Raw genomic sequence first — 23926 nt, forward strand, 5'->3', positions numbered from 1 at the left:
CCGGCATAGGCCCGGGCCGCCGCCATGTCCCGGGGCAGGGGAGGTTGTCGATGTTCGCCCGTCTTCGCACCGCCGTCTCGGCCGCGCTGGTCGCTTTGCCGCTCGTCGTCGTCGGCCTCGCTTGTGCCGGCCTCGCCGCGGCCGGCGTCGCCCACGCCGCCGACAAGGCATTTCAGCGCGACGACCTCGCCGATGCGGTGATCCGCCTGGAGGCGCAGATCCGCAAGGACGCCGGAAGCGTCACCCGATCGGCCGACCAGCTCCGCCGCGACGCCGACGCGGCGCTCGCCCGCAACGACACCCGCACCGCGCTCAATGCGCTCGGCCAGCTCGTCACCGTGGCGCCGAACGCCGCCGCCAACTGGCTGCGGCTGTCGCGCGCCGTGCTCCAGGCCCGCGCCACCGACGACCGCGAGCGCGCGACGCTGCTCGAACGCGGCACCACCGCGGCCTATATCGCCTATCAGCGCGCCACCACCCCGGCCGACGAGGCCGAGGCGCTGGTGCTGATCGGCCGCGCCTATGCGGACCGCAAGATCTGGCGGCCGGCGCTGGACGCGCTGCGGCTGTCGCTGGAGTTGCGCGAGGCCGCCGATGTCCGGGCCCGCTACGAATCCTTGCGCGGCGAGCACGGCTTCCGGCTGCTCGACTATTCCGTGGACGCCGACACGGCGTCGCCGCGCGCCTGCTTCCAGTTCTCCGAGCCGCTGCCCGGCCCGCGCACCGATCTCTCGCCGTTCGTCGCGGTCGCCGGAATCGACAAGCCGGCGATCCGGGCCGACGACCGCCAGCTCTGCGTCGAAGGGCTCAAGCACGGCGAGCGCTACACCGTCACGCTGCGGCCGGGGCTGCCGTCGAGCGTCAAGGAGAGCCTCCAGAAGGTGGCCGAGTACAATCTCTATGTCCGCGACCGCAAGCCGTTCGTCCGCTTCTCGGGCAAGGCCTATGTGCTGCCACGCAACGGCCAGCAGGGCATCCCGGTGGTCAGCGTCAACACCGGCACCGTCGCGGTCCAGGTCTACCGGATCGGCGACCGCAACCTGATCGACCCGGTGGCCGGGGAGGACCTCGAACGCAATCTCGACCGCTACGAGCTGGAGCGCATCGCCGAGAGCCGCGGCGTCAAGGTGTGGTCCGGCGATCTCCAGGTGCCGGCCTGGCCGCTCAATGCCGAGGTGACCACCGCGTTTCCGGTCGCCCAGGCGATCAAGACCCTGGAGCCCGGCGTCTACGTGATGTCGGCGGAGCCCAAGGGGCCGACCGACACCGATTACGCCGCGTTGGCGACCCAATGGTTCGTGGTCTCCGATCTCGGCCTGTCGGCGCTGTCGGGCGGGGACGGCATCCATGTCTTCGTCAATTCGCTGGCGAGCGCCGCCCCGCGCGCTGGCGTCGAGGTTCGTCTGGTCGCTCGCAACAACGAGGTGCTGGCGGTGCGCCGCACCGACCAGGATGGCCACGCCGTGTTCGAGACCGGGCTTGCCCGCGGCGAGGGCGGGCTCGCCCCCGCGATGCTGGTCGGCTCGGCCGACAACGGCCGCGACTACGGCTTCCTCAGCCTCAAGGCGCCGGCCTTCGATCTCTCCGACCGCGGCGTCAAGGGCCGCGCCGCGCCGGCCGGGCTCGACGCCTTCGTGGTGACCGAGCGCGGCGTCTACCGCACCGGCGAGACCGTCCACGCCACCGCGCTGCTGCGCGACGGGCTCGGCGCCGCCGCCGCGGGGGTGCCGCTGACGCTGGTGTTCGAGCGCCCGGACGGAGTCGAGCACCGCCGCGCCGTCGTGGCCGATCAGGGGTTGGGCGGCCGCACCTACGACCTGCCGATCGTCGCCACCGCGCCGACCGGCACCTGGCGGCTGAAAGCCTACACCGATCCCAAGCGTCCGCCGGTCGGCGAGACCACCTTCCTGGTCGAGGACTACGTCCCCGACCGCATCGAGTTCGACCTGTCCACCAAGGCGACCGCGATCGCCAAGGGCGTGCCGGTCGAGCTGACCGTCGACGGCCGCTTCCTGTACGGGGCCCCGGCCGCCAACTTGGAGCTGGAGGGCGAGGTCACCGTCAAGGTCGCCAAGGAGCGGCCCGGCTTCCCGGGCTACACGTTCGGCGTCGCCGACGACGAGGCCGAGCACGACGCCGACGCGGCGCGCACCACCCTCGACGACCTGCCGGCGACCGACGACAAGGGCCGCGCCACCGTGCCGGTGACGCTCGACAAGCTACCGGAGGGCAGCCGGCCGCTGGAGGCGCTGATCGTCGTCCGCATGGCGGAGACCGGCGGCCGCGCGGTCGAGCGCAAGCTGACCCTGCCGGTCGCTCCGGCCGGTCCGATGATCGGCGTCAGGCCGCTGTTCTCCGGCCGCTCGCTCGGCGAGGGCGAGACCGCGGCGTTCGACGTCGTCGTGGTCGGGCCGGACGGCAAGCCGCTGGCGCGCCGCGGGCTGAAGTACGAGCTCCTGAGAATCGATACCCGCTACCAGTGGTATCGCCAGGACGGAACGTGGCAGTTCGAGCCGATCAAGACCTCCCGGCGGGTCGCCGACGGTACCCTGGACGTCGCGCCCGATCAGCCGGCCCGCATCGCGGCGCCGGTCGCCTGGGGCCGCTACCGGCTCGACGTCTCGTCGGCCGATGCGGACGGGCCGGTGACCTCGCTGTCGTTCGACGCCGGCTTCTTCGCCGAGGCGTCGGCCGACACGCCCGACCTCCTGGAGATCGCCGTCGACAAGCCGGAGGTAAAGGCCGGCGACACCCTCGCGGTGTCGGTCACGGCCCGCACGGCCGGCCGCGTCCGCCTGTCGGTGGTGGGCGATCGGCTGATCACCACGGTGAGCGAGGAGGTACCGCAAGGCACGAGCCAGATCCGTCTGCCGGTCGGCAGCGACTGGGGCACCGGCGCCTATGTGGTGGCGACCCTGCTGCGGCCGCTCGACACCGAGGCCAAGCGGATGCCCGGCCGCGCCATCGGGGTGCAGTGGGTGGCGGTCGACCGCGCCGGGCGGACTCTCCAGGTGGGCTTGGCACCGCCGCCCTTGATGCGGCCCGGCACGAGCCTGCGGGTGCCCGTCACGGTCGGCGGCCTGTCGGGCGGCGAGGCCCGCATCGTCGTCGCCGCCGTCGATGTCGGCATCCTCAACCTCACCGGCTACAAGCCGCCGGCGCCCGACGAGCACTATCTCGGCCAGCGCCGCCTGTCGGCCGATCTCCGCGACCTCTATGGCCACCTGATCGACGGCATGCAGGGCACGGTGGGCGCCATCCGCACCGGCGGCGACGCCGCCGCGGCCGAGCTGCAAGGCTCGCCGCCGACCCAGCCGCCAGTGGCGTTGTTCTCCGGCGTCGTGCCGGTCGGGCCGGACGGCAAGGCCGAGGTGACGTTCGACATCCCGGCCTTCGCCGGCACCGTCCGGGTGATGGCGGTCGCCTGGTCGGCCGACAAGGTCGGCCGCGCCTCGACCGACGTGACGGTCCGCGATCCGGTGGTGCTCACCGCCACGCTGCCGCGCTTCCTGCTCACCGGCGACCGCTCGACGCTCCAGGTCGAGCTCGACAATGTCGAGGGGAAGGGCGGCGACTATCGTGTGACCGCGGCGGTCGACGGGCCGGCTACGATCGCGGCCGCAGGGCCGCAGACGGTGCGGCTGCCGGCGCGCCAGCGCGGCGCGCTCTCCCTGTCGGTCACCGCCACGGCGGCAGGCACCGCGACCGTGACGGTCTCCGTCGCCGGTCCCGACGGCTTCGCGCTGGAGCGGACCTATCCGCTCGCCGTGAAGCCGGCGACCCAGATCGCCACCCGGCGCACCGTGCGCACCATCGCCCGGGGCGAGAGCCTGTCGCTCGGCGCCGACCTCGTCGGCGATCTCGTGCCGGGCACCGGGTCGCTGGCGCTGTCGGTCGGGCCGTCAACGGCGCTCGACGTGGCGACGCTGCTCAAGGCGCTCGACCGCTATCCGTTCGGCTGCTCCGAGCAGATCGCCAGCCGGGCGCTGCCGCTCCTCTACGTCAACGACCTCGCGGTCGAGGCGCATCTCGCCCTCGACGCCGATGCCGACCAGCGCATCCGCGACGCCGTCGACCGGCTGTTGGCGCGGCAGGACTCCTCGGGCTCGTTCGGCCTGTGGGGGACGGGCGGCAACGACGTCTGGCTCGACTCCTACGTGACCGACTTCCTCACCCGGGCGCGCGAGCGCGGCTTCGTGGTCCCCGACAACGCCTTCAAGCTGGCGCTGGAGCGGCTGCGCAACCATGTCGCCAACGCGCCGGAGCCCGGCAAGGAGGGGGCGAAGGATCTGCCCTATGCGCTCTACGTGCTGGCGCGGAACGGCACCGCGCCGGTCGGCGACCTGCGCTACATCGCCGATACCAAGCTCGGCGACGTCGCGACCCCGCTGGCGAAAGCGCAGATCGGCGCCGCCCTGGCGCTGCTCGGCGACCGGGTGCGGGCCGAGCGGGTGATGGCGGCCGCCGTGCAGGCGATCGAGCCGCCCAAGGCGCTGGAGTTCGGCCGTCCCGACTACGGCTCGACGCTCCGCGACGCCGCCGCCGTGGTGGCGCTCGCGGCCGAGAGCGGCGCCGCGCCGGCGCTGCTGCCGGCGGCGCTCCGCGGGGTGGAGGAGGCGCGGGCGCGCGCCTTCTACACCTCGACCCAGGAGAACGCCTGGATGGTGCTCGCCGCGCGGGCGCTGTCCAAGTCGGTGCCGCTGTCGCTGGAGGTCGCGGGCAGTACCCGCACCAGCCCGCTGTACCGGACGCTGCGGCCGGCCGAGCTGGCGACACCCTTCCGCGTCACCAACACCGGCGAGGCGCCGGTGCAGGCGGTGGTGTCGGTCTCGGGGGCGCCGTTGACGCCGGAGCCTGCCGCCGAGCGGGGATTCAAGATCGAGCGGACCTACCACACCCTCGACGGCGCCAAGGTGGACATCTCGAAAGCCCGCCAGAACCAGCGCTTCGCCGTGGTGCTGAAGATCACCGAGCCGCAGCCGCAGTTCGGCCGCGTCCTCGTCGTCGATCCGCTGCCGGCCGGCTTCGAGATCGACAATCCGCGCCTCGTCTCGTCGGGCGAGACCGGGACGCTCGACTGGATCGAGGACGCTGCCGAGCCGGTGAAGGCCGAGTTCCGCGACGACCGCTTCTCGGCCGCCTTCGAGCGCAACGCCAAGTCGCCGGCGGTGTTCACGGTGGCCTATGTGGTGCGGGCGGTGTCGCCCGGCCGCTACGTGCTGCCGCAAGCCTATGTGGAGGACATGTACCGGCCCGACCGTTTCGGCCGCACCGGCACCGGCACCGTCGAGGTGACGGTGGCCAGGCAGTAGGGGGCGGATCACCAGGTCATGGGACCGGACGGGCAACAGGGCACGGCCGAACCCTCTGGCTTCGCGGAGGCTGTGTCGCATGGGTCATTCCGGGGCGCGGCACCCGGATCGGCGCTTCGCGCCGTCCGGGCGCCACGAACCCGGAATCCGGCGGCAGATGCGCAAGACCCGGCTGGATTCCGGGTCCGGCGCTTTGCGCCGTCCCGGAATGACCGGGATGGTAGCTGGCGCCGCGCCACGCGCTGTCTCGTCGCCGCTGCGGTGCTCGCCGGGGTCGGCCTCGGCGCGGCGGCGTTCTGGATGGCGCTGTGGGTGCAGTCCCTCGGCCCGCCGCCGCTCGGCGAGCGGCTGGCCTGGTCGACCGTGGTGGTCGATCGCGACAGTCGCATCCTACGGCCCTACGCCACCCCGGACGGGCGGTGGCGCCTGCCGGCGACTGCCGACGCCGTCGACCCGCGCTTTTTCGATTTGCTCCTCGCCTACGAGGACCGGCGGTTCCACGACCATGCCGGGGTCGATCCGGCGGCGCTGCTGCGGGCCGCCTGGCAGTTCGGCACCACCGGCCGGGTGGTGTCGGGCGGCTCGACCCTGACCATGCAGGTGGCCCGCCTGCTGGAGCCGCGCAGCGAGCGGTCGGTCGCCGCCAAGCTGCGCCAGATGGTGCGGGCCGTGCAGATCGAGCGGTCGCTGACCAAGGACCAGGTCCTCGCCCTCTATCTCGGGTTCGCCCCCTATGGGGGCAACCTGGAGGGCATCCGGGCGGCCTCGCTCGCCTGGTTCGGCAAGGAGCCGCGGCGGCTGACGCTCGGCGAGGCGGCGCTGCTGGTGGCGCTGCCGCAGGCCCCGGAGGCGCGCCGGCCCGACCGGGCGCCCGACGTCGCGCGAAGAGCCCGCGACCGGGTGCTCGACCGGATGGCGGCGGCCGGGGTGGTCGAGCCCGGCGAGATCGACCGCGCCAAGGCCGAGCCGGTGCCCACGGCCCGCCGGCCGATGCCGATGACGGCCCCGCACGCGGCCGACCGGATGGTATCTTACAACCCGGAAAAGAACATTCACCGCATGACCTTGGAGGCGCCGCTTCAAGTTGTGCTCGAAGCATTGGCGAAGGATCGTGCGACAGCTCTCGGCCCGGACCTGTCGGTCGCCGTCCTGGCGGTCGAGCACGCCACCGGCGAGGTCCTGGCCCGGGTCGGCTCGGCCGACTGGACCGACGCCCGGCGGGCCGGGCAGGTGGACATGACGCTGGCGGTCCGCTCGCCGGGCTCCACCCTCAAGCCCTTCGTGTTCGCGCTCGGCTTCGAGGACGGCTTCATCCACCCCGAGACCCTGCTGGACGACCGGCCGACCCGCTACGGCGCCTATGCGCCCGAGAACTTCGACCTCACCTTCCAGGGCACCGTGACGGCGCGGCGTGCTCTCCAGCTCTCCCTCAACGTCCCCGCCGTGCAGGTGCTGGAGAAGGTCGGCCCCAGCCGCTTCACGGCGCGGCTCGCCCAGGCGGGCGGAAGGCTGGTGCTGCCGCCCGGCGAAGCGCCCGGCCTCGCCATGGGGCTCGGCGGCACCGGGATCACGCTCGCCGATCTGGTCGGCCTCTATGCAGGGCTGGCCCGGCTCGGCACCACCGTGCCGCTCACCGAGCGGCTGGACGACACAACCGCCGCCAACCCGCCGCTACGGCTGGTCGAGCCGGTGGCGGCCTGGTACGTCGGCAATGTGCTGCTCGGGGCGCCGCCGCCCGAGAATGCCGCCGGTGGCCGCATCGCCTTCAAGACCGGCACCTCCTACGGCTATCGCGATGCCTGGGCGGTCGGCTTCGACGGCCGCCGCACCATCGGGGTGTGGGTCGGCCGGCCCGACGGCGCGCCGGTGCCGGGCTTGATCGGCCGCGCCACCGCGGCGCCGATTCTGTTCGATGCCTTCGCCCGGCTGGGCAGGCCGCTGGTGCCGCTGCCGCCGGCGCCGCGCGGCGCGCTGTTCGCCTCCACCGGCAAGCTGCCGCTGCCGCTCCAGCGGTTCCGGCCGGGGGCGCTCCCGAGCCAGGGGGCCGAGCCGCCCCTGCGCATCGTGTTTCCGCCGAACGGGGCGCGGCTGGAGCTGGCCGGCGAGGCGGGCGAGCCGGCCGCGCTCGCCGTCAAGATCGCCGGCGGCAGCGGGCCGGTGACCGTGATGGTGGACGGCCTGCCGCGCGCCGTGCTGCGCGACCGCCGCAGCACCACGGTGAGGCCGGAGGGCCCCGGCTTCGTCCGCCTCACCGTCACCGACGCCCGCGGCGCGACCGACAGCGTCCTGGTCCGGCTGCAATAGCGCCGGGCGGTCCGCGACCAGCCCCGCACAGTCCATCCAAATTACTGAAAAGGCTCTATTTCGCCGGGTGTTGCCGCGCCGCGACAACGGCCCTGCCATGGTTCCCGGGGCGCTTTCCCGCCCGGGTGCTTTTCTCTATTGTCCGCGCGACTTCAGCAGGACCCCGGAATGCGCCTGACCTCCACCACCTCGACGTCGACCAGGCTCGTCGCCACGCGGCTGCGGGCGCTGCTCGTCTGGGCTTCCCGAAGTCGCCGCAACGCCATGGTGCTGCTGGTCGCGACGAGCCTGCTGGCCTTCCTGCCGGGCTTCTTCACGCTGCCGCCGATCGACCGGGACGAGGCGCGTTTCGCCCAGGCCACCAAGCAGATGGTGGAGAGCGGCGACTATGTCGACATCCGCTTCCAGGAGGAGAGCCGCTACAAGAAGCCGGTCGGCATCTACTGGCTCCAGGCCCTGGTGGTGAACGGCGCCGAGGCGATCGGGGTGCGCGAGGCGCTCACCCGCATCTGGCTCTACCGCATTCCCTCGCTGATCGGTGCCATCGCGGCGGTGCTGCTGACCTGGTGGACGGCGCTCGCCTTCGTGTCGCGGCGCGGCGCCGTTCTGGCCGGGCTGATGATGGCGGGCTCGATCCTGCTCGGGGTCGAGGCCAGGCTGGCCAAGACCGACGCCATGCTGCTCGTCACCGTGGTGGCCGCCATGGGGGCGATGGCCCGCGCCTACCTTGTCGAGCGTGGGGTCCGGCGCGACGACGGCCACCCCTGGACGCTGCCGGCGATCTTCTGGACCGCCATGGCGGCGGGCTTCCTGATCAAGGGGCCGCTGATCCTGATGGTGGTGGGCCTCACCGTCGTGGCGCTCGCCGCCGTCGACCGCTCGGCCCGGTTTCTGCTGCGCCTCAAGCCGCTGCCCGGCCTCGCCTGGATGCTGCTGCTGGTGCTGCCGTGGTTCGTGGCCATCGTGATCAAGAGCGGCGACAGCTTCTTCGCCGAGTCGGTCGGGCGCGACCTGTGGGCCAAGGTGGGCAGCGGGCAGGAGTCGCACGGCGCCCCGCCGGGCTACTACCTGCTGCTGTTCTGGGGCACGTTCTTCCCGGCCTCGATCCTGGTGCCGATGGCGGCCGGGGCGGTGTGGCGCGGCCGCCGTCACCCGGCGGTGGTCTACCTGCTGGCCTGGCTGGTCCCGACCTGGCTCGCCTTCGAGGCGGCGATGACCAAGCTGCCCCACTATGTGCTGCCGGTCTATCCGGCGGTCGCGATCCTGCTGGCGCTGGTCATCGATCATCGCGCGCTCTCCACCAACAAGTGGCTGCGGCGGGCGCCGATGTGGTGGTTCATCCTCATCGCGGCCCTGACGATCGGCCTGATCGTGATCAACATCACCATCGGCCAGCGGCTCGGGCTGATCACCTGGGGCCTGTCGGCCGCCGCCCTGATCGTCGCCCTGGTGGCATGGTGGCTGTTCGAGGCGGACGGCGTCGAGGTGTCGCTGATGCGCGCCGTGGTCGCCAGCATGCTGATCTCGACCGCCGCCTTCGCGGCCACCTTCGCGACCATCGGGCCGCTGTTCCCGTCCTTGCAGCTCGCCCGCTTCGTCGCCTTCGGCCAGTGCGAGCGACCGGCGGTGGCGACCGCCGGCTTCCACGAGCCGAGCCTGGTGTTCCTGGTCGGCACCCAGGTGCAGCACGTCACCGGGCCCGGCGCGGCCGACTTCCTGGCCGCCGGTGACGGGCGGTGCCGCTACGCCTTCGTGGACAGCCGGCACGAGCGCGCCTTCGCGCAGCGCGCCGAGGCGCTCGGTCTGCGCTACCGCTCCGGCTTGCGCCTCGAAGGGGTCAACATCTCGAGCGGTCGCTCCGTGTCGATCGCCGCCTTCGTCGGGGGCCTGCCGTGACGGCGGTGACCGGACCCGAGGCGGTGCCTGCCTCCGCCACTGCGCCGGGCTGGCCGCGCCGGACGGTGACGCATCTCGGCGTCTGGCTCGCCGTGCTGTTCACGCGGCCGCGCCGGTCCTGGCGCACGCCCGGCTTCAAGGCGCTGGTGCTGGCGCATCGCTGGCAGGCCGCGGTGGCGCTCGGCCTCGTGCTGCTCGCCATGCTGGTGGTCGATCCGCTCGCCGCCGAGGTCAAGCGGGCGCCGCGGTCCGTCATCGGCATCGCCGAGGACATCAGCGATCTCGGCCGCTCGGGCTACATCCTGATCCCGGTCGCGGTGCTGATCCTCTGGATCGCGGCGTTGCTGCGGCCGGGGCTCGATCGTCTCAGCCGCGCCGTATTGGCCGCCTTCGTGGTGCGGCTCGGCTTCGTGTTCGTGGCGGTCGGCCTGCCGGGCCTCATCGGCACGGTGCTCAAGCGATGGATCGGCCGGGTGCGGCCGTCGGAGCTCGGCCACTGGGCCTATCAGCCGCTGTCCTGGCGGTCCGAGTATGCGAGCCTGCCGTCCGGCCACACTATCACGGCGTTCGCGGCCCTGGTGGCGATCGGCGCCGTCTGGCCGGCCGCCCGCCCGGTCCTGTGGGTGTATGCCCTGCTGGTCGGGGTCAGCCGGGTCGTCGTGTCGGCCCATTTCCCGAGCGACGTGATCGCCGGGGCGGCGTTCGGGGCGTTCGGGGCGATCCTGGTGCGCGAGTGGTTCGCGTCGCGCGGCCTCGCCTTCACGGCGGGACCGGACGGCGTGGTCCGGGCCCGTCCGGGGCCGCCCGCCCCGCGGGTGCTGCGGGCGCTGGCGACGGCGGTCGAGCGGTGAGGGCGCCGCGGCGCGGCCGCCGACAATTCTGGGAGCCTGTCCTTCGATGACCCTGCAAACTGGACCGGGACCGGCGGTGGCCGTGGTGGTGCCCGTGCGCAACGAGGCCGCCAATGTCGAGCCGCTGGTATCGGAGATCGCCGTGAGCCTCGCCCACGAGGGGCCGTTCGAGGTGGTCTATGTGAACGACGGCTCGACCGACGAGACGGCGGCCGAGCTCGATCGACTGCGGCAGGACCGGCCGTGGCTGCGCCATGTCCGCCACGCGGTCTCGTGCGGGCAGTCGGCGGCGGTGCGCACCGGCGTCGCGGCCGCGCGGGCGCCGCTCGTCGCCACCCTGGACGGCGACGGGCAGAACGACCCGTCCTTCATCCCGGCGATGCTCGACCGGCTGCGCAAGGACCCGCAGATCGGCCTCGTCGCCGGCCAGCGGGTCGGCCGCAAGGACACCGGCTTCAAGCGCCTCCAGTCGCGGATCGCCAACGGGGTGCGCAGCCGCGTCCTCAAGGACGGCACCCGCGACACCGGCTGCGGCCTCAAGGCGTTCCGCCGCGACGTGTTCCTGGCGCTGCCGTATTTCGACGGGCTGCACCGCTTCCTGCCGGCGCTGGTGCGCCGCGACGGCTTCACCATCGCGTATGTCGACGTGGTCGACCGGCCGCGCCGCCACGGTGTCTCCAAGTACGGCTTCTGGGACCGGCTGTGGATCGGGATCTTGGATCTCGCCGGCGTGTGGTGGCTGATCCGCCGCCGGGTCCGGGTGCCGCAGGTCACCGAGGGAGACCGCCCATGCTGATCGATCTGTCGCACGCCGTCGGCGGCTATCTCTACGATGTCTTCGTCACCCGGCTGGACTGGTGGGTGTTCCTCGGCATCGTGGCGCAGGGCCTCTTCACCATGCGGTTCGTGGTGCAGTGGCTCGCCTCCGAGAAGGCCGGCAAGAGCGTGGTGCCGATGGCGTTCTGGTGGCTGTCGATCTCGGGCGGCACGCTGCTGCTCGCCTACGCGCTCTACCGCCGCGACCCGGTGTTCATCGCCGGCCAGGGCTTCGGCGTCTTCGTGTACCTGCGCAATCTCCAGTTCGTGCTGCGCGAGCGCCGCGCCGGCCGCGAGGTGACCGGCAAGCCGGCGGGGTGAGGCTCACGCGCCGGCGGCTATCTTCATCGCGGCGAAGCCGCGGTCGAGGTCGGCGATCAGATCGGCGGGGTCCTCCAGACCGATGTGGAAGCGCACCGTGGGGCCGCCCGGCGCCCAGGCGGTGGCGGTGCGGATCGGCGTGCAGTCGAACGGAATCGCCAGGCTCTCGTAGCCGCCCCACGAGGCGCCGATGCCGAACAGCGTCAGCGCATCCAGGAACGCTTCGACGGCGGCCGGCGGCACCGGCCGGAATACCACCGAGAACAGCCCGCTCGATCCCGTGAAGTCGCGCCGCCACAGGGCGTGGCCGGGATGCGAGGGCAGGGCCGGGTGCAGTACCCGCAGCACCTCGGGGCGGCCCTCCAGCCAGCGCGCCACCGTGAGCGCCGCCTCCTGGTGGGCGGCGAGCCGCACCGCCAGCGTGCGCAGGCCGCGCTGGGCGAGGTTCATGTCGTCGGGGCCGACGCACAGGCCCATGTTGAATACCGTGTCGCGCAGCGCCTTGTTGGTGCGGGCATTGGCGGCGACGCAGCCGAACATGATGTCGGAATGGCCGCCGATATATTTGGTGCCCGACTGGATCGACAGGTCGACGCCGTGATCGAGGGCGCGGAAGAACAGCGGCGTCGCCCAGGTGTTGTCCATCAGCACGACGGCGTCGCGGGCATGCGCCGCGGCGGCGATCGCCGGGATGTCCTGGATCTCGAACGACAGCGAGCCCGGACTCTCGACGAACACGGCGCGCGTGTCGGGCCGCATCAGGTCGGCGATGCCGGCCCCGATCGCGGGATCGTAATAGGTGGTCTCGATGCCCCAGCGGGTCAGGATGGTGTCGCACACCGTGCGGGTCGGATCGTAGGCCGAGTCGCTCACCAGCAGGTGGTCGCCCGCCTTCAGCACGGCGAGCAGCGCGGCCGAGATCGCGGCGAGGCCGGACGGCAGCAGCGCCACGCCGGCGCAGGCATCGCCCTCGATCGCCGCGAGCGCGCTCTCCAGCGCCTCCGAGGTCGGCGTGCCGCGGCGCGCATACTTGTAGCGCGAGCGGCGGCCGAGATAGTCGCCCGCGGTCGGATACAGCACGGTGGAGCCGTGGAACACCGGGGTGTTGACGAAGCCGTAATGCTCGTCCGGACGGCGGCCGCCGAGCACCAGGCGGGTGCGCGGCCCGTGCTCCGGCCGCGGGCCGTGGCGATCGTCGGAACTGGTCATGGCGGACAATCCTCGCAGGTCGATCAGGCGCGTCGGCAGGGCCGCGGCGCAGCCTCTACCGGAGCGGGCATGCGACCCGCAAGCACTTGACCCGGGTTGGCATTCGTTCTGATATGCGGACCCGAAACGCGCTGTGGCGCTGGCCCCGCAGTGCCTTCGCTGGCGCTGCGGTGCAGCGACATTTCGACACGAGAAGCACTTCGGCACGAGACATGCTTCGTCACGTCGTGCTTCTGCACGTCATGCATCGGGACGTATCCGGGCAACCGTCGGATGCTGCCCATGCACTCTCCATTTCGCACTGTCAATGAGGCGCATATGAAACGTGTATTCGTCGCCATCCTCGCCGCGTGCGCAGCCCTGACGACGGGCGCGCCCGCCTCGGCGGCGACCCTCGACACCGTCAAGGCGCGCGGTAGCTTGAACTGCGGCACCAATGGTCAGCTTCCGGGCTTCGCCATGCCGGACGCCCAGGGTGTGTGGACCGGCTTCGATGTCGAGCTGTGCCGCGCGGTGGCGGCGGCGATCTTCAACGATCCCACCAAGGTGAAGTTCGTGGCGCTGACCGCCAAGGATCGCTTCACCGCGCTCCAGGCCGGCGACGTCGACGTGCTGATTCGCAATACGACCTGGACCCTGTCGCGCGACACCCAACTCGGCCTCAACGCGACGAGCACCTATTACTACGACGGCCAGGGCTTCATCGTCAGGAAGTCGCTCAAGCTCAACTCGGCGCTGGAGCTCAACGACGCCGCCGTCTGCGTCCAGCAGGGCACCACCACCGAGCTGAACCTCTCCGACTACTTCCGCGCCAACAAGATGCGGCTCAAGAGCGTGACCTTCGCGACCCTCGACGAGGCGCTGAAGGCGTACGACACCGGCCGCTGCGACGCCTACACCACCGACGCCTCCCAGCTCTACAGCGTGCGCCTGAAGCTGGCGCGGCCGGACGAGCATGTGGTGCTGCCCGAGATCATCTCCAAGGAGCCGTTCGCCGCCTTCGTGCGCCACGGTGACGACCAGTGGTTCGACATCGTGCGCTGGGTGGTGTTCGCGATGCTCAACGCCGAGGAGTTCGGCATCACCAAGGCCAACATCGACGAGCAGGCCAAGTCCGACAATCCGGAGATCAAGCGGCTGCTCGGCACCGAGGGGAACTTCGGCGAGGCCCTCGGCCTGACCAAGGACTGGGTGGTGCGGATCGTCAAGCTGGTCGGCAACTACGGCGAGGTGTTCGAGCGCACCATCGGGCAGAACACGCCGCTGAAGATCAGCCGCGGCCAGAACGCTCTGTGGACCAAGGGCGGGCTTCACTACGCCCCGCCGGTGCGCTGATCCGGGCCGGCCGACGGAGACCCCGCAATGTCCCGCGCCGGCTCCGCGGCCCCCACCGTGCCGCTGTGGCGGCGGCCCCGGGTGCGCAGCCTGCTGTGGCAGGTGCTGCTGTGCCTGGCGGTCGCCGCACTCGCCTGGTTCGCCATCGTCAACGTCACCGAGAACCTGGCGCGTGCCAAGATCGCGTCGGGCTTCGGGTTCTGGAATGTCACCGCCGGCTTCGACATCAGCCAGACGCTGATCGCCTACTCGGCGCAGGCGTCGACCTATGGGCGGGCCTTCTGGGTCGGGCTGCTCAACACGCTGCTGGTGGCCGGGCTCGGCATCGTGCTCGCCACCGTGCTCGGCTTCACGGTCGGCATCGCCCGGCTGTCGCAGAACTACCTGGTGGCCAAGCTGGCCGGCTGGTTCGTCGAGCTGATCCGCAACATCCCGCTGCTGCTCCAACTGCTGTTCTGGTACAACGCCGTGCTCAAGGCGTTGCCCGACATTCGCGGCAGCATCGCGGTGCCGGGCGGCGGCTTCCTCAACAACCGCGGCCTGTTCCTGCCCGACCCGCAGGTGACGGCCGGCGGGCCAGTGCTCGCCGCGCTGCTCGGCGGTCTCGCCGCCGCCGTCGCGTTCGGCCTCGTGCGCGAGCGGCTCGGGGCGCTCGGGCGCGGTGCGCCGCGCGTCGTCGTCACGCTGCTGCTGATCGTCACGCCGCCGCTCGTCGCCGCTTTGGTGGCCGGCTCGACGGTCTCCTTCACGGTCCCCGAGATGGGGCGCTTCAACATCCGGGGTGGCCTCGAGGTGCTGCCGGAGTTCGTGGCGCTGCTGCTCGGCCTGTCGATCTACACGGCCGCCTTCATCGCCGAGGCGGTGCGGGCCGGCCTGATGGCGGTGCCGAAGGGGCAGACCGAGGCGGCCCATGCGCTCGGCCTGCGCCGCGGCGCCACGCTGCGGCTCGTCATCGTGCCCCAGGCCATGCGGGTGATCGTGCCGCCGCTCACCAACCAGTACCTGAACCTCACCAAGAACTCGTCGCTGGCGGTCGCGATCGGTTACCCGGACCTCGTGCAGATCTTCACCGGCACGGTGCTCAACAACACCGGCCAGGCGATCGAAGTCGTGGTCATCACCATGGCGGTGTATCTCACCATCAGCCTCGCCACCTCGGCGCTGATGAACGGCTACAACGCCTGGATCACCCCGACGGAGCGGTGAGGGCGCCATGACCGATCTCGCCATGCCGGCCCACAAGAGCGTCGCCTTCGTGCGCACCACGCCGGCCCCGCGGGTGCCGCGGCCGCCGCTGCCGGGTGGGCCGCTGCACTGGGTCCGCACCAATCTGTTCCCGACGCCGTTCAACGGGCTGCTGACGCTCCTGGTGGTGCTGCTATTCGTGTGGACGGTGCCGCCGCTGGTGCGCTTCCTGTTTATCGATGCGGTGTGGATGGGGGCGAGCCGCGACGCCTGCCTGCCGAGCGTCGCCAATCCCGATCCGGGCGCCTGCTGGGCCTTCGTGCGCACCTGGTTCTCGTTCTTCATCTACGGCCCATATCCGATGGCCGAGCGATGGCGGGTCGACGTGTTCTTCGCGCTGCTCGCCTTTGGCACCGCCTGGCTGCTGTGGCTCGATGCGCCGCGGCGCGGCCTCGGCGCCGCCTTCTTCTTCCTGGTGCTGCCGGTGGTGTCCTTCGTGCTGCTCAGCGGCTTTCCGGCCATCGGGCTGCCGACGGTGGACACCGCCTCGTGGGGCGGCCTGCTGGTGACGCTGGTGGTGGCGTCGGTCGGCATCGTGGTGTCGCTGCCGGCCGGCATCCTGCTGGCGCTCGGGCGGCGCTCGACGATGCCGGCGGTGCGGCTGTTCTCGATCGGCTTCATCGAGCTGGTGCGCGGCGTGCCGCTGATCACGGTGCTGTTCATGGCGAGCGTGATGCTGCCGCTGTTCGTGCCGCCCGCCTGGTCGCCCGACAAGCTGCTGCGGGCGCTGGTCGGCATCGCGATCTTCGCGTCCGCCTACATGGCCGAGGTGGTGCGGGCCGGCCTCCAGTCGATCCCCAAGGGGCAGTACGAGGCGGCGAACGCGCTGGGCCTCGGCTACTGGCGCATGCTCGGCCTGGTGGTGCTGCCGCAGGCGCTGCGCGTCACCATCCCGAACATCGTCAACAACACCATTGCCCTGTTCAAGGACACGACGCTGGTGTTCTTCGTCGGCATCTTCGACTTCCTGCGCACCATCGAGATCGCTCGCGTCGATCCCAACTGGGCGACGCCGGTGACCAGCACCACCGGCTATGCCTTCGCGGCGATCTTCTACTTCGTCGCCTGCCATTTCATGTCGCGCTACGCGACCGGGATCGAGCGGCGGCTGGCCGCCGGCGATCGCCGTTAGGAGTGCCACCATGAGCTCGACCGCCGAGACGATCGCGCGCGACACCCCGGCGACCACCGCCGACGGGCCGGCCGTGCTGATCAGCGGCCTCTACAAGTGGTACGGCGAGTTCCAGGTGCTGGCCGACGTGAACCTCGAGGTGGCGCGCGGCGAGCGCATCGTCATCTGCGGGCCGTCCGGCTCCGGCAAGTCGACGCTGATCCGCTGCATCAACGCGCTGGAGCCGTTCCAGCGCGGCTCGATCGTGGTCGACGGCGTCAGCGTCACCGACGACCTCAAGCGCATCGACGAGGTGCGCCGCGAGGTCGGCATGGTGTTCCAGCAGTTCAACCTGTTCCCGCACCTGACCGTGCTGGAGAATTGCACGCTGGCGCCGATCCATGTCCGCAAGATGCCGCGCAAGGAGGCCGAGGAGATCGCCATGCGGTATCTCGCCCGCGTGCGCATCCCGGAGCAGGCCCACAAGTATCCGGCGCAGCTCTCCGGCGGCCAGCAGCAGCGCGTCGCCATTGCCCGCTCGCTCTGCATGGCGCCGAAGATCATGATGTTCGACGAGCCGACCTCGGCGCTCGATCCCGAGATGGTCAAGGAGGTGCTCGACACCATGGTGTCGCTCGCCGAGACCGGCATGACCATGCTGTGCGTCACTCACGAGATGGGCTTCGCCCGCCAGGTGGCCGACCGCGTGGTGTTCATGGACGAGGGCCAGATCGTCGAGATCAACACGCCGGCCGAGTTCTTCACCAATCCGCGTCACGAGCGGACCAGGACGTTCCTCGGGCAGATTCTCGGGTAGAGCATTTTCCGGCGAAGTGGACTCCGGTTCGCCGTTGAAAATGCGATTACGCGAGAACGTCCAGAGCGGAAACCGATCCAGTTGGATCGGATTTCGCTCGAGGGGCTTTGGCGGTCTCGGCCCCGTGTCCCGGATGCGATGCAGCGTGGCGCTTGGCGTCACGGTGCAGCACCGCTGATCCGGGACCCAAATCCTTCGTGTCGGAGACCATGAGTCCGGCGTGATAGGTCCCGCATCTGCGGGCGCAACGCTGGCGCGTCGCGTCGCGTGCGGGACACGAGGCTTCCTAATGTGTCCGGGTCATCGGTGCGCCGTCATCCCGGGGCGTCGCACCCGGATCGGCGCTTCGCGTCGTCCGGGCGCAGGCTCCGCGGCGAGTCCGGAATCCAACGGCAAACTCGGCGCTCTCGGCTGGATTCCGGACAGCGGCTTCCGGAATGACCGCCGAATGGAACAGCCGGATCTCGTATCGATCACTCCGCGCCAGTCGCGATCGGCAAGTCGCCGCGGCCGGCCCATTCGGTCCACGAGCCGTCGTAGAGGGCGACCGGCTCGCGGCCGAGTGTGTGCAGCGCCAGCCACAGCACCGCGGCCGAGACGCCCGAGCCGCACGAGGTCAGCACCGGCCTGTCGAGATCGACCCCACCCGCCGCGAACGCGGCGGCGAGCTCGTCGGCCGGCTTCAGCGTTCCGTCGCGCACCAACGTGGCGTGCGGCACGTTGAGCGAGCCCGGGATATGGCCGGAGGGCAGGCCGGGGCGCGGCTCCGGCGCCTCGCCGCGGAAGCGGTCGGCGGCGCGCGCATCCACCACCTGGGCGCTGCCCTCGGCGAGGGTCCGCTGCACCCGGGCGACGTCGGCGATCACGTCGGGCGGCGTGCGGACCGCGAAGGTCGTCGGCGCTCGCGTCGCCGTGCCGGTCTCCAGCGGCCGGCCCTCCGCCACCCAGCGCGGCAGGCCGCCCTCCAGCACGAACACCGCGCGGGCGCCGAACAGCCGGAACGTCCACCACACCCGCGGCGCCGAGAACAGGCCGAGCCCGTCATAGACCACGACGGTGTCGCGCTCGGAGATGCCCATGGCGCCGACCGCGGCGGCGAACGCGGCGGCGCTCGGCATCATGTGGGGCAGCGCCGTGGTCTTGTCGGCGACCGCATCGATGTCGAAGCGCAGCGCTCCCGGGATGTGGCCGGCCCGGTACTCGGCGTCGGCATCGCGCTTCTGCGTGGGCAGGTAGTACGAGGCGTCGAGCACCACGATGTCGGCCGCGCCGAGCCTTTCGGCGAGCCAGGCGGTGGAGACGAACGGGGAGGCGGAGGACGCAACGGACGGAGCCGTCATGGTGGTTGGCTTTCGCTGTGGACGAGGAACGAGAGCGCCGCGGCGCACCGGCGAGCCGGCGCGCCGTTCAGGCGAACGCGATGCGGACGCGGCGGTTGATCTTGCCCTTCTTCTCGATCTGGGTGACCCGCACGGCGCCGATCTCGGCGGTCCGCGCCACATGGGTGCCGCCGCAGGGCTGGAGATCGAGGCCGGCGATCTCGATCAGCCGCACCCGCCCGGTGCCCATCGGCGGCTTCACCGACATAGTCTTCACCAGCCCCGGGTTGGCGGCGAGTTCCTCGTCGGTGATCCAGCGGCTCGTCACCGCGGCATCCTGAGCGATCATGCCGGCGAGCTTCTCGGTGATGGCGTCCTTGTCGAGCCCGGCATCCGGGATGTCGAAGTCGAGCCGGCCGTCCTGGTCGCCGACCGAGCCGCCGGTGACGGCATAAGGCAGCACGGCGGACAGGAGATGCAGCGCCGTATGGATGCGCATGCGGCCATGCCGCAGCTCCCAGTCGATCGCGAGCCGCACCGTGTCGCCGGGCGCGAGCATTACGACGGGCGCCGCCACGGCGTCGCCATCGGGCTTCACCGGAAGATGGGCGATCTCGGTCTTGAGCGGGTCGGTGTAGACGGCGGTCTCGATCGGGATGGTGATGCCCTCCGCCGTGGTCAGCGTGCCGCGGTCGCCCGGCTGGCCCCCCGAGGCGGCGTAGAACACCGTGCGGTCGACCACGATGCCGCCGTCGGGTCGGATCGCCACCACGGTCGCGGTGCAGTCGCGCCGATAAGCGTCGTCACGGAAGAGGCAGTCGGTCGGCATCGGCACGCTGGTCGTCGGCTCGGTCGACATCGGCAGGCTCGCTCGCTCCGGTCGGTGGATGTCTGGTGGTAGCGCCGTTCGGCGCGGCCGTCGAGACGGGCCGGCGCCGGCGGTCTGTCCCGTGCCCTGGTGCCGTCGGCGATTTCTGGCGGAGCGAATGAACCGGCACGGCGGTATCGCGTTGTCGGAACGCGGCACCGCCTGCCGTCCCACCAGGAGAGAGCCCCATGACCCTCACGGCCGCCCACATCTCGCCGCTCGTCGCGCTCGTCGCCGGCGTGCTGATCCTGATCATGCCGCGGCTGCTGAACTATGTGGTCGCCATCTATCTGATCGTGGTCGGCCTGATCGGCCTCAACAACATCTATCACTTCATCAAGTGAGGCGGCCGCGAGGCCGGCCCGCATCGTCGCGCGACCGGCTCGCTCACTCGCCTCGTTCACTTGCTTGGTTCAGGCATGGGCGAAGGGGATGTCCTGGCGCGGCGGCCGGATCAGCCATTCCGGCACCGGCAGGTTCTTGGAGCGCAGGAACTCCGGGTTGAACAGCCGTGACTGGTAGCGCGTGCCGTAGTCGCACAGGATCGTCACGATGGTCTTGCCCGGCCCGAGTTCGCGCGCCAGCCGGATGGCGCCGGCGACGTTGACGCCCGAGGAGCCGCCGAGGCACAGGCCCTCGTGGGCGATCAGGTCGAACACCATGCCGACCGCCTCGCCGTCCGGAATCTGGAAGGCGACGTCGATCGGCGCGCCGTCGAGATTCTTGGTGATGCGGCCCTGGCCGATGCCTTCGGTGATGGACGAGCCCTCCGCCTTCAGCACGCCGGTGGTGTAGAAGCTGTAGAGCGCGGCGCCGGGCGGATCGGCGAGCGCGATGGTGATGTCCTTGCGGCGCGCCTTGAGCGCCATGGCGATGCCGGCCAGCGTGCCGCCGGTGCCGACCGCGCTGACGAAGCCGTCGATGCGGCCGCCGGTCTGCTCCCAGATCTCCGGGCCGGTGGTGCGGATGTGGCCGTTGCGGTTCGCCGTGTTGTCGAACTGGTTGGCCCACACGGCGCCGTTCGGCTCGCGCTCGGCCAGCTCGGCGGCGAGCCGGCCCGACACCTTCACGTAGTTGTTCGGGTTGGCATAGGGCACCGCCGGCACCTCGACGAGCTCGGCCCCGTAGGCGCGAAGCGTGTCCTTCTTCTCCTGGCTCTGCGTCTCCGGAATCACGATCACGGTGCGGAAGCCTAGGGCGCGCGCCACCATGGTGAGGCCGATGCCGGTGTTGCCGGCGGTGCCTTCGACGATGACGCCGCCGGGCTTCAGGTCGCCGCGCGCCACCGCGTCCTCGATGATGAACAGCGCCGCGCGGTCCTTCACGGACTGGCCCGGATTCATGAACTCGGCCTTGCCCAGGATGGTGCAGCCGGTCGCCTCGGAGGCGCGCCTGAGCTTGATCAGCGGCGTGTTGCCGATCGCCGCCACGATGCCGTCGTGAACCTGCATGATCCGTCCCGTCGATGTGAGAGGACGAGCCTATCGGGCGCGGCGCGCCCGAACAAGCCGCCCGGCCGCGACGGATCGCACCGCGTCAGCGCTCCGTCGCCTTGATGGTCGCGAGCGCGTCGAGCGCCCGCGCGCGGGCCTTCGCGTGATCGACGAGCGGATGCGGATAGGTCTCGCCGAGCGTCACCCCGGCCTGGCGCAGCAGCAGCGGCGGTGCGGTGAACGGCTTGTGGATCAGGCTCGCCGGCACGTCGGCGAGCGCCGGAATGTTCTCCTTCACATAGGCGCCGTCGGGATCGAACTTTTCTCCCTGGAGCACCGGATTGAAGATGCGGAAATAGGGCGCCGCGTCGGCGCCGGAGCCCGCCACCCACTGCCAGCTCGCCGGATTGTTGGCCGGATCGGCATCGACCAGCGTGTCCCAGAACCAGCGTTCGCCTTCGCGCCAGTCGATCAGCAGGTGCTTGACCAGGAACGAGGCGACCACCATGCGGACGCGGTTGTGCATCCAGCCGGTGCGCCACAGCTCGCGCATGCCGGCGTCGACGATCGGGTAGCCGGTCTCGCCGCGCTGCCAGGCGCGCAAGCCCGCGGGGTCGTCACGCCACGGGAAGGCGTCGAAGCGCGGCTGGAAGCTGCGCGTCGCGAGCTCCGGGTGGTGGGCCAGCAGGTGGTACGAGAACTCGCGCCACGCCACTTCGGCCAGGAACTTGTCGATGTCCGCGCCGCTCGGTCGGGCGCCGCGCGGCGCCTCGCGGGCGAGCGACGCGGCGGCCCAGACCTGGAACGGGCTGATCTCGCCGAAGCGCAGATGCGGCGAGAGCCGCGACGTCGCCGGCCGGTCGGGGCGGTCGCGCAGCGTCGCATAACCGGCGAGGCCGTTGTCCAGGAACGCGGCGAGCCGGGCTTGCGCGCCGGCCTCGCCGGGCGTCCACAGCGCCCGGAAGCCGGCCGCCCAGTCGGGCGCCTTGGGCTCCAGCCCCCAGCTCTCCAGCGGCTCGGAGGCGAGCCCCCCAACGCCGCGCAGCGGGCCGGGGGCGGGCAGCGGCGCCCGCGGCGCCGGACGTGCGAGGAGATGGCGCAGGAACGGCGTGAACACCGAGAACGGCGTGCCGCCCTTGGTGCGCGCCTCCGCCGGGTCGACGAGGAGCGAGGCGAGGAAGCTCCGCACGCCGACGCCGCGTCGTGCCAGCGCGGCCGCCACCGCGCGGTCGACCGCGTCGGTGGCGGGATCGTGCCGGCGGTTCCACACCACCTCGGCGGCGCCGGTCTCCGCCACCACGGCCTCGACCACCCGCACCGCCGGGCCGCGGCGCCGCACGAGATCGACGCCGCGCTCCGCCAGGGCGGCGGCGAGCGCCCGCAGCGAGCCGGCGAGCCACCAGCGCGAGGCGGCCCCGAGCGGGCGTAGCCCGGGACTGTCGTCGTCGAGCACATAGAGCACCACCACCGGCCGGCCGGAGGTCGCCGCGGCCGCGAGTGCCGGATGGTCGGACACGCGCAGGTCGTCGCGGAACCAGACCAGGATCGGGGCAGGCGAGGGCGCAGTCATGGCGTGGGCCTTTCGGGATGGGACGTGGCGGGCCCGGCGATGGCGGTTGGCCGGTTGCGGTTGGGCGGGCCGGTCACTCTCGGCCGCCCCGATACCATCCCGGACGCGGCGGCGCAGCCAGCGGCGGTATGCCGCTCGGGACATCCGTCAGCGTGCGGCGGGAGGTTAACGGTGTCTTCACCGTCGCGGACCCCGGCGTTCGAGTCGGAGCTAGCCTTCATCAGTTGTTGGGGCGCCCGCCGGCATGATGGAGGACGCGCCGGATTGCGGCCGCACCTTCCGGGACCCCGTGCCCATGAACGTCGACGTCAATACCCTGTTTCAGGTCACGGTCTATGTCGAGGCGATCCTCGGCCTGCTGCTGCTGTTCGCGTGGGTGCAGAACACCGCGATCCGGGCGGTCGCCTGGTGGGGGTCGGCGCATCTGCTGCGAGCCGGCTCGATCACGCTGTTCGGCCTGTACGGGACGTGGCCCGATATCGTCACCATCGATCTCGCTAACGCGATCCTGCTGACCTCCTTCGCGGTGACCTGGACGGGCGCCCGGGTGTTCGACGGCCGCCGGCCGCTGCCGCTGGCGATCATCGCGGGGGCGGCGCTGTGGCTGGTCGGAACCCATTCGGCCATCACGCTCGACCGGATGGAGCTGCGCGCCCTGGTCAGCGCCGCCATCATCGCGGGTTACACCTGGGCGACGGCCGCCGAATTCTGGCGCGGGCGGGCCGAGCCGCTGGTGTCGCGGCTGCCGGCCACCTTCCTGCTGTTCGCCCACGGCGCCTTGTTCCTGCTGCGCACGCCGCTCAGCGCGATGCTGCCGTGGTCGCCGACCAACGAGGTGTTCGGCAGCGTGTGGCTGACGGTACTGTCGTCCGAGGCGTTGCTGTTCTCGATCTCGATCGCCTTCATCCTGCTGGCCATGGCCAAGGAGCGCACCGAGCACCGGCACAAGACCGCCGCCATGATCGATCAGCTCACCGGCATCGCCAACCGGCGCGGCTTCGTGGCGGCTGCCGACGAGGTGGAGCAGCGCCAGGCGACGGAGCCGCGGCGGATCGCCGTGCTTCTCGCCGATCTCGACAAGTTCAAGTCGATCAACGATCGCTTCGGGCATGCGGTCGGCGATGCGGTGCTGCGGGTGTTCGCCGACACGATGGGGCGCACGGTGCGGCCCGGCGACGTGTTCGGCCGGCTCGGCGGCGAGGAGTTCGCGGCGGTGCTGTACGACATCGGCCGCGAGCGGGCGCTGCTCTTGGCCGAAGAGCTGCGCGCCCGCTTCGCCGAGGAGGCGGGCTCGGTGGAGGGTCACCCGATCTACGGCACCGTCAGTGTCGGTCTCGCGCTCACCGAGGACCGGCGCATCGATGTCACCGGGATGCTGCGTCAGGCCGATCAGGCGCTCTATCGCGCCAAGGAGCGCGGCCGGAATCGCGTCGAGGTGGCGCCCTGCGGCTCCGTCGAGCGGCCGAACGATCCGCCGCCGCCGGGCTATGCCGCCGACGCGGCGTGAGCGGTGCGGCGG

17 protein-coding genes are annotated in these 23926 nt (G+C 71.5%); 12 read left to right on the forward strand and 5 right to left on the reverse strand.

Translation table 11 applies throughout. From position 1 onward, the window contains the following. Window positions 1-50: 50 nt before the first annotated feature. The 6 genes from ACFQUV_RS19885 to ACFQUV_RS19910 all read left to right on the forward strand — a co-directional run bounded on the left by ACFQUV_RS19885 (window position 51) and on the right by ACFQUV_RS19910 (window position 11500). Complete coding sequence (locus ACFQUV_RS19885; protein ID WP_129608552.1) at window positions 51-5312, forward strand: alpha-2-macroglobulin; 5262 nt, start codon at window positions 51-53, stop codon at window positions 5310-5312. Window positions 5313-5612: 300 nt separating this feature from the next. Next, entirely contained in the window at window positions 5613-7616 is a 2004-nt protein-coding gene (gene pbpC / locus ACFQUV_RS19890) for a penicillin-binding protein 1C (protein ID WP_244601526.1), read from the forward strand. A gap of 168 nt (window positions 7617-7784) precedes the next feature. Continuing rightward, window positions 7785-9512, forward strand: coding sequence for a glycosyltransferase family 39 protein (locus ACFQUV_RS19895; protein WP_129608554.1), 1728 nt, complete (start codon window positions 7785-7787; stop codon window positions 9510-9512). Continuing rightward, on the forward strand, window positions 9509-10363 hold the full coding sequence (locus ACFQUV_RS19900) for a phosphatase PAP2 family protein (RefSeq protein ID WP_129608555.1): 855 nt from the start codon (window positions 9509-9511) through the stop codon (window positions 10361-10363). The genes ACFQUV_RS19895 and ACFQUV_RS19900 overlap by 4 nt, the downstream gene beginning before the upstream one ends. A 46-nt stretch (window positions 10364-10409) precedes the next feature. After that, window positions 10410-11159 (forward strand): glycosyltransferase family 2 protein, encoded by a 750-nt coding sequence (locus tag ACFQUV_RS19905; protein ID WP_129608556.1) that lies wholly within the window; start codon window positions 10410-10412, stop codon window positions 11157-11159. After that, the gene (locus tag ACFQUV_RS19910) at window positions 11153-11500 is read left to right on the forward strand and encodes a lipid-A-disaccharide synthase N-terminal domain-containing protein (protein WP_129608557.1); all 348 of its coding nucleotides are present in this window, start codon (window positions 11153-11155) and stop codon (window positions 11498-11500) included. The genes ACFQUV_RS19905 and ACFQUV_RS19910 overlap by 7 nt, the downstream gene beginning before the upstream one ends. Before the next feature lie 3 nt (window positions 11501-11503). Here the strand turns inward: ACFQUV_RS19910 and metC are convergent, their stop codons facing one another. Next, window positions 11504-12709 carry a cystathionine beta-lyase gene (metC, locus tag ACFQUV_RS19915; protein WP_129608558.1) on the reverse strand — a complete coding sequence of 402 codons (1206 nt, stop codon included), beginning with the start codon at window positions 12707-12709 and terminating at the stop codon, window positions 11504-11506. A 318-nt stretch (window positions 12710-13027) separates the two neighbouring features. Here metC and ACFQUV_RS19920 point away from each other — a divergent pair, with 318 nt between their 5' ends. From ACFQUV_RS19920 to ACFQUV_RS19935, 4 genes are read left to right on the forward strand one after another with little or no spacing between them, the layout of a single operon-like run. Then, window positions 13028-14044, forward strand: coding sequence for an amino acid ABC transporter substrate-binding protein (locus ACFQUV_RS19920; RefSeq protein ID WP_129608559.1), 1017 nt, complete (start codon window positions 13028-13030; stop codon window positions 14042-14044). 27 nt (window positions 14045-14071) lie between these two features. Beyond that, a complete protein-coding gene (locus ACFQUV_RS19925; RefSeq protein ID WP_129608560.1) occupies window positions 14072-15250 on the forward strand; it encodes an amino acid ABC transporter permease in 1179 nt (392 codons plus the stop codon). A 7-nt stretch (window positions 15251-15257) separates the two neighbouring features. Further along, on the forward strand, window positions 15258-16421 hold the full coding sequence (locus tag ACFQUV_RS19930) for an amino acid ABC transporter permease (protein WP_129608561.1): 1164 nt from the start codon (window positions 15258-15260) through the stop codon (window positions 16419-16421). Between the two features lie 10 nt (window positions 16422-16431). Beyond that, the gene (locus ACFQUV_RS19935; RefSeq protein WP_129608562.1) at window positions 16432-17217 is read left to right on the forward strand and encodes an amino acid ABC transporter ATP-binding protein; all 786 of its coding nucleotides are present in this window, start codon (window positions 16432-16434) and stop codon (window positions 17215-17217) included. A 473-nt stretch (window positions 17218-17690) separates the two neighbouring features. Here the strand turns inward: ACFQUV_RS19935 and sseA are convergent, their stop codons facing one another. Beyond that, entirely contained in the window at window positions 17691-18557 is an 867-nt protein-coding gene (sseA, locus tag ACFQUV_RS19940; protein ID WP_129608563.1) for a 3-mercaptopyruvate sulfurtransferase, read from the reverse strand. 67 nt (window positions 18558-18624) lie between these two features. Further along, complete coding sequence (locus ACFQUV_RS19945; protein ID WP_244601525.1) at window positions 18625-19395, reverse strand: alanyl-tRNA editing protein; 771 nt, start codon at window positions 19393-19395, stop codon at window positions 18625-18627. A gap of 197 nt (window positions 19396-19592) precedes the next feature. On the opposite strand from ACFQUV_RS19945, the gene ACFQUV_RS19950 reads away from it, so the two are divergent. Next, entirely contained in the window at window positions 19593-19748 is a 156-nt protein-coding gene (locus ACFQUV_RS19950) for a DUF3096 domain-containing protein (protein ID WP_111385096.1), read from the forward strand. Window positions 19749-19817: 69 nt separating this feature from the next. On the opposite strand, the gene ACFQUV_RS19955 is transcribed toward ACFQUV_RS19950, so the two are convergent. Both ACFQUV_RS19955 and ACFQUV_RS19960 read right to left on the reverse strand, forming a co-directional pair. Beyond that, the gene (locus ACFQUV_RS19955) at window positions 19818-20855 is read right to left on the reverse strand and encodes a cysteine synthase A (RefSeq protein ID WP_129608564.1); all 1038 of its coding nucleotides are present in this window, start codon (window positions 20853-20855) and stop codon (window positions 19818-19820) included. 85 nt (window positions 20856-20940) lie between these two features. Beyond that, window positions 20941-22407: a deoxyribodipyrimidine photo-lyase gene (locus ACFQUV_RS19960; protein WP_129608565.1), complete on the reverse strand. Its 1467-nt coding sequence runs from the start codon at window positions 22405-22407 to the stop codon at window positions 20941-20943. A 295-nt stretch (window positions 22408-22702) separates the two neighbouring features. Between ACFQUV_RS19960 and ACFQUV_RS19965 the strand changes: the two genes are divergently transcribed. Continuing rightward, entirely contained in the window at window positions 22703-23914 is a 1212-nt protein-coding gene (locus ACFQUV_RS19965; protein WP_165363839.1) for a GGDEF domain-containing protein, read from the forward strand. Window positions 23915-23926 lie beyond the last annotated feature (12 nt).

The sequence above is a fragment of the Rhodoplanes sp. P11 genome (assembly GCF_964266735.1).
In the GTDB taxonomy this organism is placed as follows: domain Bacteria; phylum Pseudomonadota; class Alphaproteobacteria; order Rhizobiales; family Xanthobacteraceae; genus Rhodoplanes; species Rhodoplanes serenus.